12 protein-coding genes are annotated in these 12,479 nt (G+C 38.0%); all 12 read left to right on the top strand.

The features are described from left to right. The first annotated feature begins 19 nt into the window (after positions 1-19). The 12 genes from lepB (at position 20) to hslV (ending at position 12,472) form a co-directional block, all read left to right on the top strand. A complete protein-coding gene (gene lepB / locus MLD65_RS00485) occupies positions 20-580 on the top strand; it encodes a signal peptidase I (RefSeq protein ID WP_243289895.1) in 561 nt (186 codons plus the stop codon). Positions 581-599: 19 nt separating this feature from the next. Next, a complete protein-coding gene (gene ylqF, locus MLD65_RS00480; protein ID WP_243289894.1) occupies positions 600-1,466 on the top strand; it encodes a ribosome biogenesis GTPase YlqF in 867 nt (288 codons plus the stop codon). Positions 1,467-1,518: 52 nt separating this feature from the next. Continuing rightward, positions 1,519-2,298, top strand: coding sequence for a ribonuclease HII (locus tag MLD65_RS00475; RefSeq protein ID WP_243289893.1), 780 nt, complete (start codon positions 1,519-1,521; stop codon positions 2,296-2,298). 10 nt (positions 2,299-2,308) lie between these two features. Beyond that, positions 2,309-3,634 carry a hypothetical protein gene (locus MLD65_RS00470; protein WP_243289892.1) on the top strand — a complete coding sequence of 442 codons (1,326 nt, stop codon included), beginning with the start codon at positions 2,309-2,311 and terminating at the stop codon, positions 3,632-3,634. Then, complete coding sequence (locus MLD65_RS00465) at positions 3,631-3,891, top strand: EscU/YscU/HrcU family type III secretion system export apparatus switch protein (protein WP_243289891.1); 261 nt, start codon at positions 3,631-3,633, stop codon at positions 3,889-3,891. Before MLD65_RS00470 ends, MLD65_RS00465 begins: the two co-directional genes overlap by 4 nt. A gap of 209 nt (positions 3,892-4,100) precedes the next feature. Next, complete coding sequence (sucC, locus tag MLD65_RS00460) at positions 4,101-5,261, top strand: ADP-forming succinate--CoA ligase subunit beta (protein ID WP_243289890.1); 1,161 nt, start codon at positions 4,101-4,103, stop codon at positions 5,259-5,261. 18 nt (positions 5,262-5,279) lie between these two features. After that, the gene (sucD, locus tag MLD65_RS00455) at positions 5,280-6,182 is read left to right on the top strand and encodes a succinate--CoA ligase subunit alpha (RefSeq protein ID WP_243289889.1); all 903 of its coding nucleotides are present in this window, start codon (positions 5,280-5,282) and stop codon (positions 6,180-6,182) included. A gap of 232 nt (positions 6,183-6,414) precedes the next feature. Next, positions 6,415-7,161 (top strand): DNA-processing protein DprA, encoded by a 747-nt coding sequence (dprA, locus tag MLD65_RS00450; RefSeq protein ID WP_243289888.1) that lies wholly within the window; start codon positions 6,415-6,417, stop codon positions 7,159-7,161. 298 nt (positions 7,162-7,459) lie between these two features. After that, positions 7,460-9,535 (top strand): type I DNA topoisomerase, encoded by a 2,076-nt coding sequence (gene topA, locus MLD65_RS00445; RefSeq protein WP_243289887.1) that lies wholly within the window; start codon positions 7,460-7,462, stop codon positions 9,533-9,535. 86 nt (positions 9,536-9,621) lie between these two features. Beyond that, entirely contained in the window at positions 9,622-10,929 is a 1,308-nt protein-coding gene (trmFO, locus tag MLD65_RS00440) for an FADH(2)-oxidizing methylenetetrahydrofolate--tRNA-(uracil(54)-C(5))-methyltransferase TrmFO (protein WP_243289886.1), read from the top strand. 62 nt (positions 10,930-10,991) lie between these two features. Then, complete coding sequence (gene xerC / locus MLD65_RS00435; protein WP_243289885.1) at positions 10,992-11,900, top strand: tyrosine recombinase XerC; 909 nt, start codon at positions 10,992-10,994, stop codon at positions 11,898-11,900. 29 nt (positions 11,901-11,929) lie between these two features. Continuing rightward, a complete protein-coding gene (gene hslV / locus MLD65_RS00430; protein WP_243289884.1) occupies positions 11,930-12,472 on the top strand; it encodes an ATP-dependent protease subunit HslV in 543 nt (180 codons plus the stop codon). Positions 12,473-12,479 lie beyond the last annotated feature (7 nt).

Below are 12,479 nucleotides of genomic sequence, written 5' to 3'. Positions count from 1 at the left end.
ATGAAGGTGTGTGAAGAGGATGGCAAAGAAAAAAAATGAACTGGTTGAATGGATAAAAGCTCTCGCCATTGCGATTGTATTAGCAATTGTTATTCGCTCCTTTTTCTTTGCGCCAATTGTCGTTGACGGACAATCGATGATGCCAACACTAAATCATCAAGACCGGATGATCGTTAATAAAATTGGCACAAAAATTGCTGATATTAAACGATTTGATATTGTCGTGTTTCATGCAACAGAAGAGAAGGATTACATAAAACGAGTCATCGGCTTACCGGGCGATCATATTGAATATAAAGATGATACGCTTTTTATCAACGGCAAACCTTATGAAGAGCCGTATTTAGAGCAATATAAAAAAGAAATTATTGATGGACCGTTAACAGAGCCATTTAAATTGGAAAATTTAGATGTGATGAACGGTCAATCAACGGTTCCAGAGGGCGAGATTTTTGTGATGGGTGATAATCGCAGATATAGTAAAGATTCACGTCATATCGGGACAGTGCCGATTGAAGAAGTGATGGGGAAAACGAACTTTGTATATTGGCCGTTAGAAGAAGTAGGAATTGTAGAGTAATATGAAGTAGGTGATGCAGTTGACGATTCAATGGTTTCCAGGCCATATGGCGAAAGCTAGAAGAGAAGTAACAGAGAAATTAAAATTAATTGATATTGTGTTTGAGCTTGTGGATGCAAGAATTCCTCTCTCATCTCGGAATCCGATGATTGATGAAATTATTTCGAATAAGCCGCGTATCGTCTTATTAAATAAAGCTGATATGGCAGATGAAAACGTAACGAAAAATTGGCTCCGTTATTTTGAGCAACATCATGTCCACGCCATCGCGATTGATGCCCAAAAAGGGGAAGGATTAAAACAGATTACGGACTTAAGTAAACAATTACTTCACGATAAATTTCAGAAAATGCGAGAAAAAGGAATCAATCCTCGTGCCATTCGCGCTTTAATTGTTGGTATTCCAAATGTAGGAAAATCAACATTGATTAATCGCTTAGCAAAAAAAAATATTGCGAAAACGGGTGACCGGCCAGGGATTACAAAGGCACAAAGTTGGATTAAAGTTGGGAAAGAACTAGAGCTTTTAGATACACCAGGAATTTTATGGCCGAAATTTGAAGACCAACAAGTTGGCCAGAAACTAGCCGCAACTGGCGCCATTAAAGATGAAATATTGAATTTGCAAGATATAGCTGTTTTCGTCTTAAAGCACTTAATGACATACTATCCAGAACGATTACAGGAACGGTACGGTTTTGAGTCATTCTCAGAGGATATTGTCGACATCTTTGACCATATTGGGAAGAGAAGAGGCTGTTTAATGGGCGGAGGTCTCATTGACTATGATAAAACAGCAGAGCTTATCATTCGCGAATTACGCACGATGAAGCTTGGTCGAATAAGCTTTGAAAATCCTGATGAAAATAAAGATTCGCTGTCATAGCGGGTCTTTATTTTTTCATAAATGAACCGATATAGTAGGAGAGGAATCTTTTATGAATAAACTGACAGCAAAAGAAATTGCTCTAAAATTAGAACATATTATAGATCCAAACGACCCATTTATAAAGCATTGTCAAAACGATGAGCGAAAAAACGTTCAACAGCTCGTAAAAAAGTGGATCAATGCTTATGAGAAGGAAAAAGCATTAAAAGAAGAATTTGAAAGAATGTGTACATATGAAAACGAATTAAGATCAAATGGGTACGAATATATTGCGGGTATTGATGAAGTTGGTAGGGGTCCGTTAGCTGGCCCTGTTGTCGCCGCAGCCGTCATTTTACGCGAAGACTTTTATTTGCTAGGGCTAACAGATTCAAAAAAGTTAACAGAAGAGAAAAGAGAATATTATTATGACAAAATTATAGAAAAAGCTCTAGATGTTGGAATTGGTTTTGTGTCAGCTGAAGAAGTGGATACAATTAATATTTATGAAGCAACGAAATTAGCGATGCAAAAAGCGTTACAAAGCTTAACGAAAGTAGCACCTGAATACTTACTCATTGACGCAATGAAGCTTCCGATCCCATTACCGCAACAATCTATTATAAAAGGGGATGCAAATAGTATTTCCATTGCAGCGAGCTCAGTCGTAGCGAAGGTAACGCGAGATCGTTACATGAAAAAGCTTGGGGAAAAATATCCACAGTATGGATTTGAACAACACATGGGATACGGAACGAAACAGCACTTAGAAGCAATTACTAAATACGGTGTTATATGCGAACATCGTAAATCGTTTGCGCCAATCAAATCGTTACGACTAGAATGTTAAGGTGATCCAAATGAACCCACTTACATCGATAAGCCAACTGTCTTTTGTAAGCCAACAAGGATTAAAAGCAGTAAATGCTCTTAAACTTGCAGATGGAGAGCTTGTAATGGGGCGTATTTTAAAGTTTTTACCGAATCAATACGCACTCGTACAAATTGGCTCAGAAACGCTTACAGCGAAGCTTGAAACGTCTGTTGAAGCGTTAAAGTCCTATTGGTTTCAAGCAGTTGTCACGAGTCAAGGATTGACATTAAAAGTTGTGTCAAAACAAGAAAAAGAAAAGAAAGCATTACATGAACAACTTTTGTCATACAACCGTTTGCCGATTACGAAAATTTCAACATTATTTGTAAAAAAACTGATAAAAGAACAAATTCCTTTTACGAGTGGGCAGCTAAAAGAAAGTGTACAGTGGCTACAAAACAATGTAAACGAAATGAACGTCACATTTATCGAACAATCCATTGATACGATTCTTTTGATTTTAAAGCGGAAATGGCCTGTTTCTGATGGAATCATTCAGACGTTATTAGCTAGCAAACAACCAACATTAACGAACAAATTAGTTGAGTTATCAAATCTTTTAAAAGGTGAAAACCATTTATCGCAAACGAGTCAACAGCTCGATCATCGTCTACAAATTTTTTTAAACAACCGAGAAAAGGAAAATTTCTCACCACTACAATACGTTCAAAAAATGGATCAAGCTACGTCTCAAAAGGAATTGCCTCAATTTTTCAAACAAATGATTTTGCTATTAGGGCTCTCTTATGAGAACTTAGTGAAAAAAGGAAGTTATGAAGCTGTTCAAAAAGCGGCATTGGAATCATTAAAACCGTTACTAATAAAAGGAGGAAATGAAGAGAAACATCCGGTATTAAGAGCGAAAATGAGAGAAGTGCTTTATCAATTAAATGCGCAAACTCTTTTATCAATGGACCAGGGACCTATTCAACATTTATTTCTACAGTTTCCGCTCGCTCTTGAGAAAATCGTCACAGAATGGACGTTACAATTTTATGGGAAGAAACAGAAAAATGGGATGATTGACCCGAATTATTGCCGAATCGTTTTCGATTTGCATTTACAACATTTACAAGAACTATTAATAGATTTATACATACAAAACAAAGTTGTAAAAATAAATATGTATAATAATTATTTATCGAAAAAAGAAGTTCACCCTTTTATCAGCACTCTTCAAGACGCATTAAAAAATTTAGGTTTTCAATTATCTAGCGTATCTGTAGAAAAAATGAATCGTGAAGTCGTTAATGACCGATTCCAACAAATGATGAAGCATGAAGTATACGAAAAGGTGGACGTGAAAATATGAGAGAAAAAGCTATTGCTTTAAAATACGATGAACATGAAGATGATGCTCCGAGAGTGATTGCTAAAGGGGAAGGCGAAATGGCTCATTCGATTTTAGAAAGGGCTAAGCTCTGTAACGTGCCAATCCAAAAGGACGCATCGCTTGTAGAATTGTTAAGCGAGGTCGATGTAAATGAAAAAATTCCAGAAGAATTATATGAGGTTATCGCTGAAGTTTTTGCTTTTATTTATCAATTAGATCAAAATTTGAAACGATAGAACATTATTTTAAAATAATATAAACTTTCACTCCAATTGGATTATTTTACGTTTGTTTCATTTATTTATAGAAATATGAGCTAGTTTTTTTCTAGAATGGTAGACAATAGCCAAACTATTTTATAAAATGAAAGCGCAGTCTGTTTTCTCTGACAAAAAAATTGGTCAGAAAACTTTAATTTTTCGTACATACGATAGGAGGATGGGATATGAATATCCATGAGTACCAAGGTAAAGAAATCCTCAGAAAATATGGGGTAGCGGTTCCGAATGGGAAGGTTGCGTTTACAGTTGATGAGGCTGTAGAAGCAGCAAAAGAACTAGGAACTGATGTAGTCGTAGTCAAAGCCCAAATCCATGCGGGCGGCCGTGGAAAAGCTGGTGGGGTAAAAGTAGCAAAAGGTTTAGATGAAGTTCGCGAGTATGCGAATGAAATTTTAGGAAAAACGCTCGTTACACACCAAACAGGCCCGGAAGGAAAAGAAGTAAAACGTTTACTAATTGAAGAAGGCTGCGATATTAAAAAAGAATATTATATTGGGTTCGTTTTGGACCGTGCGACTTCTCGTGTTGTGTTAATGGCTTCTGAAGAAGGTGGAACAGAAATTGAAGAAGTAGCGGAAAAAACACCTGAAAAAATCTTTAAAGAGTACATCGACCCTGCTGTAGGCTTACAAGGATACCAAGCGCGTAGAATTGCCTTTAATATTAACATCCCTAAAGAGCTTGTTGGACAAGCTGTCAAGTTTATGATGGGACTATATCAAGTTTTTGTAGAAAAAGATTGTTCCATTGCGGAAATTAACCCTCTTGTTGTAACGGGAGACGGAAAAGTAATGGCGCTTGATGCGAAGCTAAACTTCGATGGAAACGCTTTATTCCGTCAAAAAGATGTTTTAGAGTATCGCGATTTAGATGAAGAAGATCCGAAAGAAATCGAAGCATCTAAATACGATTTAAGCTATATTTCGTTAGATGGAAACATCGGTTGTATGGTAAACGGTGCCGGTCTTGCGATGGCAACGATGGACATTATTAAATATTACGGTGGAGAACCTGCTAACTTCTTAGATGTTGGGGGCGGTGCCACTGCAGAAAAAGTAACCGAAGCATTTAAAATCATTTTATCAGATCAAAATGTAAAGGGAATTTTCGTCAACATCTTTGGTGGAATCATGAAATGTGATGTTATTGCTGAAGGTGTTGTAGAAGCGACAAAGCAAGTTGGCTTAACCATTCCGCTTGTAGTACGTTTAGAAGGTACAAATGTAGATTTAGGTAAAAAGATTTTAGATGAGTCTGGTTTAAATATTACTTCTGCAGAATCAATGGCTGATGGTGCTCAAAAAATCGTTTCTTTAGTAAAGTAAGAAAGGCAGGGGACAAAGATGAGTGTATTTATTAATAAAGATACAAAAGTAATCGTACAAGGGATTACAGGTTCAACAGCCCTATTCCATACAAAGCAAATGCTTGAGTACGGAACAAAAATCGTTGGTGGTGTGACACCAGGTAAAGGTGGTACAGAAGTTGAAGGTGTGCCGGTATTCAATACAGTAGAAGATGCTGTAAAGGAAACGGGCGCAAATGCATCTGTTATTTATGTACCAGCTCCGTTTGCTGCGGATGCCATTATGGAAGCAGTAGATGCGGAATTAGATATCGTTATTTGTATTACAGAGCATATTCCAGTTATGGATATGGTAAAAGTGAAGCGTTATATGGAAGGGAAGAAAACGCGCCTCGTTGGACCAAACTGTCCAGGTGTCATTACGCCAGAAGAATGTAAAATTGGTATTATGCCTGGTTACATCCATACAAAAGGTCATGTAGGGGTAGTATCACGTTCTGGGACATTGACGTATGAAGCGGTACATCAATTATCTCAAGCTGGAATTGGTCAATCTACAGCGGTTGGTATTGGTGGAGACCCTGTAAATGGAACGAATTTCATCGACGTTTTAAAAGCATTCAATGAGGATCCTGAAACATATGCTGTGATCATGATTGGTGAAATCGGCGGTACGGCAGAAGAAGAGGCGGCAGAATGGATTAAAGAAAATATGACAAAGCCAGTAGTTGGCTTTATTGGCGGTCAAACTGCACCTCCAGGAAAACGTATGGGCCATGCTGGTGCCATTATTTCTGGTGGTAAAGGTACAGCAGCTGAAAAAATTAAAACAATGAACGAGTGTGGAATTAAAGTAGCAGATACACCTTCGGTTATGGGTGAAACACTTATTTCCGTTCTGAAAGAAAAAGGTCTTTACGAAGCATGTAAAACTCATTAATCATCTCACGTAGGGATAGCCGTTTGGCTATTCCTACCACAATTTTAAGACAAAGTGTGGTCATGATCTTGCCTATTTATAGACAAGGGAGGGAATACCGATCGGTCGTTTCGAAAGTCTGCTTAAGCTTGTCCATTGTCCGAGCATTTCTAATCGAAGAATATTAAAATTTCTGCATTTTGACTCGACTCTACAGTTTTTAAACACGGTTTCCACAGCGGAACTATCTTCAATGACTTCATTCTCTCAATCGAAAGCTGCTTCTTTCCTCCATCATTTTCATTCGATTAACGCAATTCGACTTGTTGAATCCTATCAAAAAGAAAATATCTCTGTTCTCACACTATTTGACGAGAAGTATCCGACATATTTAAAACATATTTCACAACCTCCTGTCGTATTGTTTTGTAAAGGTGATACGAACCTTCTTCAAAACAAGAAGAATCTAAGCGTAGTTGGTACGAGGAAGCCGAGTTCTTACGGGTTGCAAGTCGTTGAAAAAATACTAAAGCCGTTAACACCTGATTGGGTAATTGTAAGTGGATTAGCAAAAGGAATTGATGGAAAAGCTCATAAAGTAGCAGTTGAAAACAAGGGAAGGACAATTGCCGTTATTGCAGGTGGGTTTCACCACATTTATCCTCGGGAACATATTTCATTGGCATCAGAAATCGCAAAAAATCATTTACTACTATCCGTTCATCCACCTAATACGCGGCCGCAAAAATGGATGTTTCCTGAACGTAATCAACTCATTAGCGGACTTAGTTTAGGAACTCTTGTCGTGCAAGCGGCTAAACAAAGCGGTTCACTTATTACGGCTCAATATGCGCTTGACGAAGGGCGAGAAGTGTTTACGGTTCCATGTCAACTTTTTGATGAGCGCTTTATTGGGAATGTAGATTTAATGAAAGATGGGGCTACCGTCATCTTTTCACCTGAAGATATCGAAAGGTTCTTACAACCGATGTTGAAATAATTTGTGAAAAAAGAATGAATTTTTTTTATTGTGGCTATAACATGATGTAATATGTTCACGAATGTTTTCGATAAAATGAAGGACTTTTCGTGAACATATCGAAAAGAAAGTAAGAAAGCATATACAATAAGTTCAACATTAAGTTTGACAAAAGAGATTGGAATATTTAATAATAGTGGGGATTTATTTCATAAAACGCTTGTATCTATTTCAAACTTAATATAAACTTTTGCATGCGCTTATTGCATGCTTTTAAAGAATACAATAGAGAGAGAATACCTCTTAAGGAGGAAAATGCATGTCGGACTATTTAGTCATTGTAGAATCACCTGCAAAAGCAAAAACAATTGAACGCTACTTAGGCAAAAAGTATAGAGTAAAGGCTTCAATGGGGCATGTTCGGGATTTACCGAAAAGCCAGATGGGGGTAAATGTTGACGATAATTTTACACCAAAATATATTACCATCCGTGGAAAAGGACCTGTCTTAAAAGAGCTAAAAAGTGCCGCGAAAAAAGCGAAAAAAATATATCTCGCAGCCGACCCGGACCGAGAAGGAGAAGCAATTGCTTGGCATTTAGCTCATAGTTTAGACATTGATATACAATCAGATTGTCGCGTAGTATTTAATGAAATAACAAAAGATGCGATTAAGGAATCCTTTAAACATCCACGAGCGATTAATATGGACCTAGTTGATGCCCAACAAGCTCGTCGTATTCTCGACCGATTAGTTGGTTACAACATTAGCCCATTATTATGGAAAAAAGTAAAAAAAGGCTTGAGTGCTGGTCGTGTTCAATCCGTTGCCGTTCGTTTAATCATTGAACGAGAAAAGGAGATCAATGATTTTAAACCAGAAGAGTATTGGACAATTGAAGCTGAATTTCTAAAAGGAAAAGAAGTATTCGAAGCGCAGTTTTACGGAATAAACGGACAAAAAATGGAGCTCAAAACAGAAGAGGAAGTTCAAAAGTTGTTAAAGCAAATGGAAGGGAATCAGTTTACAGTCGCAAAAGTAACAAAAAAAGAGCGAAAACGAAACCCTTCACCACCTTTTACGACATCCTCTTTGCAACAGGAAGCAGCCAGAAAGTTGAATTTTCGGGCAAAAAAGACGATGATGATTGCCCAGCAATTATATGAAGGAATTGAGTTAGGAAAAGAAGGAACGGTCGGTTTAATTACGTACATGAGAACGGACTCAACCCGCATTTCGAATACGGCAAAGCAAGAGGCTTCACAATTTATTGAGGAAAAATACGGGAAAGAATATTTGGCAACGAGTAATAAAGAATCGAAAAAAGCCGGAAATGTACAAGATGCCCATGAAGCGATTCGGCCAACGTCAGCGTTTCGCAATCCAAGCGATTTAAAGGAATACTTAAGTCGTGACCAGCTTCGACTATATAAGCTCATATGGGAGCGATTTATCGCTAGTCAAATGGCTCAGGCTGTTATGGATACAATGAGCGTTGATTTAGTGAATAATGGCTTGACATTTCGAGCAAATGGTTCAAAAATAAAATTTCCGGGCTTTATGAAAGTTTATGTAGAAGGTCAAGATGATAAAGTGGAAGAGAAGAATCGACTTTTGCCTAATCTAAAAGAGGAAGACACGGTATTAACAAAAGATATCCAACCTGAACAGCACTTTACACAACCGCCTCCACGTTACACAGAAGCACGGTTAGTAAGGACGCTTGAGGAGCTCGGGATTGGCAGGCCGTCAACATTTGCTCCAACGCTCGATACGATTCAAAAACGTGGGTATGTTGCATTAGAAAATAAACGGTTCGTTCCGACGGAATTAGGTGAAATTGTCGATGAACTGATGAGAGAATTTTTCCCGGAAATTTTAAATGTTGAATTCACCGCAAAAATGGAACATGACTTAGACGAAGTGGAAGAAGGAAAAGTAAACTGGGTAAATATTATTGATGAATTTTATAACGATTTTGTCAAAAGACTTGAAAGAGCCGAAAATGAAATGAAAGAAGTCGAAATAAAAGATGAATTGGCAGGTGTTGATTGCGAAGAATGTGGCAGTCCAATGGTTTACAAAATGGGCCGTTACGGGAAATTTATGGCTTGTTCAAATTTCCCAGATTGCCGAAACACAAAGCCAATCGTGAAAGAAATTGGTGTTCAATGCCCAAAATGTGAAAAAGGGAATATTGTCGAACGCAAATCGAAAAAACGAAGGGTGTTTTATGGATGTGATCAGTATCCTGATTGTGATTTTCTTTCATGGGATAAGCCGATTGCTAGAAAGTGTCCTAAATGTGAAGCACTCCTTATCGAAAAGCGTTTGAAAAAAGGTGTTCAAGTGCAATGTGTTCAATGTGATTATAAAGAAGAACCACAACAGTAATTGATTGGTGAGCAAGAACAGCTCACCTTCTTTTGCGTTATATTCAGCGTGAAACTTTTTCCAACAGGAGAAATGGAGGATCAACAATGTCAGAACAACTAGTAAAAGTAATTGGTGCAGGGCTAGCTGGAAGTGAAGCTGCATGGCAATTAGCAAAGCGAGGAATAAACGTTCATCTTTATGAAATGCGACCGGTAAAGCAAACGCCTGCCCATCACACAGATAAATTTGCAGAACTCGTATGCAGCAACTCTTTACGTGCGAATCATTTAACGAATGCTGTTGGAGTATTGAAGGAAGAAATGAGGAAGCTTGACTCTGTAATTATTTCATCTGCAGACGATTGTTCTGTTCCAGCAGGTGGGGCTTTAGCCGTTGATCGCCATGAATTTGCTGAGAAAGTAACAGAGCGTGTAAAAGGCCACCCGAACGTTACTGTATTTCATGAAGAGATTACAGAAATACCTGAAGGTCCGACGATTATTGCGACAGGACCGCTAACATCTGAAGCTCTTTCAAGACAATTACGCTCATTAACTGGTGAAGAGTATTTATATTTTTACGATGCAGCAGCGCCGATCATTGAAAAGGATAGCATTGATTTGGACAAAGTTTATTTAAAATCTCGTTATGATAAAGGGGAGGCAGCCTATTTAAATTGTCCAATGACAGAAGAAGAGTTCAATCGTTTTTACGATGCCCTCATCAGCGCTGAAACCGTTCCATTAAAAGAATTTGAAAAGGAAATCTTCTTCGAAGGGTGCATGCCTATTGAAGTCATGGCGAAACGCGGGAAGAAAACGATGTTATTTGGTCCGTTAAAACCAGTCGGTTTGGAAGATCCGAAAACGGGAAAACGACCATTTGCTGTTGTCCAGCTTCGTCAAGACGATGCAGCAGGGACATTGTATAATATTGTCGGCTTTCAAACGCATTTAAAGTGGGGTCCACAAAAGGAAATTATTCGCATGATTCCGGGTTTAGAAAACGCAGAAATCGTTCGTTACGGTGTCATGCACCGCAATACGTTCATAAACTCGCCGAATTTGTTAAAGAGAACGTATCAATTTAAAGGACGAGACGACTTGTTTTTTGCCGGTCAAATGACTGGTGTTGAAGGATATGTTGAATCGGCTGCATCCGGTTTAGTTGCTGGTATTAATGCAGCACGCCTTGTATTAGAGAAGGAATTAATTGAATTTCCACAAGAAACAGCGATTGGGAGTATGGCTTATTATATTACTTCGACGAATTCGAAAAATTTCCAGCCAATGAATGCAAATTTTGGCCTATTTAAACCGTTACCAGTTAAAATTAAAAACAAGCAAGAACGAAATGAACAATACGCAAGCCGAGCGTTAGAGACAATTCAAAAAATTTCGAATGAAATATAAATATTCATTGCATGGGCTTTTAAATTGTGGTACCATTTAAAAGCCTTTGCGAGGTGTTGTCAATGAGAAATGTTAAAAAATATTTAAATTTATTCATTGAATATTTACAAATTGAGAAAAATTATTCAAAATATACAATTGTGAATTATGTCCATGATATTGAAGAGTTTATCTTGTTTTTGCAAGAGGAGGGTATTCACGGACTAAATGACGTTTCATACAGTGATATCCGTATCTTTTTAACGAAGTTACACGAAAAGAATTTTTCTAGAAAGTCAATATCACGGAAAATTTCGAGCTTGCGTAGCTTTTACAAATTTCTTTTACGTGAAAAATGGGTAGAAGAAAATCCTTTTACACTCGTATCAATGCCGAAAAAGGAACAGAAAGTTCCCGAAATTCTATATGAAAGGGAGCTTGAAAAGCTATTTTCCATTTCAAATACTCTAAAGCCGCTCGGCCAACGTGATCAAGCATTAATCGAATTATTATATGCAACAGGAATTCGCGTCAGTGAATGCTGTCAAATTACGTTGTCAGAGATAGACTTAGACCTTGACACGGTATTAGTACATGGGAAAGGTAGTAAACAACGATACGTACCGTTTGGCAGCTATGCACATGACGCAATTGAAAAATACATTCAAGCAGGGCGTCAAACGTTAGTAGGAAAGCTTCCGGTAAATGAGCAGCATTCCTATTTATTTGTCAATCACCGTGGGAAACCGTTAACACCACAAGGCGTTCGTTATGTCATAAATGAGCTATTAAAAAGATGTGCTCTAACGATACGTATTAGTCCACATACATTTCGACATACATTTGCCACTCATTTATTAAATGAAGGAGCAGATATGCGCAGTGTACAAGAGCTATTAGGACATCAACACCTTTCATCAACACAAGTATATACGCATGTTACGAAAGAGCATTTGCGAAAAATTTATACGTCCTATCATCCGCGTGCATAGCGGCTGGGGAAATTAAGGGAGGCGCAGTCATGTCACAATTTCATGCGACAACCATTTTTGCTGTTCACCATAAAGGGCAATGTGCGATGGCTGGAGATGGTCAAGTTACATTTGGAAATGCTGTTGTGATGAAACATACAGCTCGGAAAGTTCGTCAATTATTTAACGGACAAGTGCTAGCAGGATTTGCTGGATCTGTTGCAGATGCGTTTACGTTATTTGAAATGTTTGAAGCAAAGCTTGAAGAATATAACGGAAACCTCCAGCGTGCGGCTGTTGAACTTGCGAAACAGTGGCGAAGTGATAAAGTATTACGAAGGCTTGAAGCTATGTTAATCGTCATGAATCGTGAACATTTACTACTCGTATCGGGTACCGGTGAAGTCATTGAACCAGACGATGGAATTTTAGCAATCGGTTCTGGCGGAAACTATGCGTTATCAGCAGGAAGAGCATTAAAGCGATTTGCAGGAGAGCATTTATCTGCGAAGGAAATCGCGCAGTCAGCACTTAAAATTGCCGGTGAAATTTGTGTATATACGAATGAGAATATTATTGTAGAAGAACTTTGATGAAAGG

The sequence above is a fragment of the Bacillus sp. FJAT-47783 genome, assembly GCF_022808615.1.
Taxonomy (GTDB): Bacteria; Bacillota; Bacilli; order Bacillales; family Aeribacillaceae; genus Bacillus_BZ.
Note: the sequence above shows the minus strand (reverse complement) of the source record. Positions and strands in the feature narration are given on the sequence as shown.

Coding starts and splice junctions, on each gene's coding strand:
- sucD (WP_243289889.1), top strand. CDS start 5,280: ATGAGTGTATTTATTAATAAAGATACAAAAGTAATCGTACAAGGGATT.
- hslV (WP_243289884.1), top strand. CDS start 11,930: ATGTCACAATTTCATGCGACAACCATTTTTGCTGTTCACCATAAAGGG.
- MLD65_RS00475 (WP_243289893.1), top strand. CDS start 1,519: ATGAATAAACTGACAGCAAAAGAAATTGCTCTAAAATTAGAACATATT.
- trmFO (WP_243289886.1), top strand. CDS start 9,622: ATGTCAGAACAACTAGTAAAAGTAATTGGTGCAGGGCTAGCTGGAAGT.
- xerC (WP_243289885.1), top strand. CDS start 10,992: ATGAGAAATGTTAAAAAATATTTAAATTTATTCATTGAATATTTACAA.
- MLD65_RS00470 (WP_243289892.1), top strand. CDS start 2,309: ATGAACCCACTTACATCGATAAGCCAACTGTCTTTTGTAAGCCAACAA.
- MLD65_RS00465 (WP_243289891.1), top strand. CDS start 3,631: ATGAGAGAAAAAGCTATTGCTTTAAAATACGATGAACATGAAGATGAT.
- dprA (WP_243289888.1), top strand. CDS start 6,415: ATGACTTCATTCTCTCAATCGAAAGCTGCTTCTTTCCTCCATCATTTT.
- lepB (WP_243289895.1), top strand. CDS start 20: ATGGCAAAGAAAAAAAATGAACTGGTTGAATGGATAAAAGCTCTCGCC.
- topA (WP_243289887.1), top strand. CDS start 7,460: ATGTCGGACTATTTAGTCATTGTAGAATCACCTGCAAAAGCAAAAACA.
- sucC (WP_243289890.1), top strand. CDS start 4,101: ATGAATATCCATGAGTACCAAGGTAAAGAAATCCTCAGAAAATATGGG.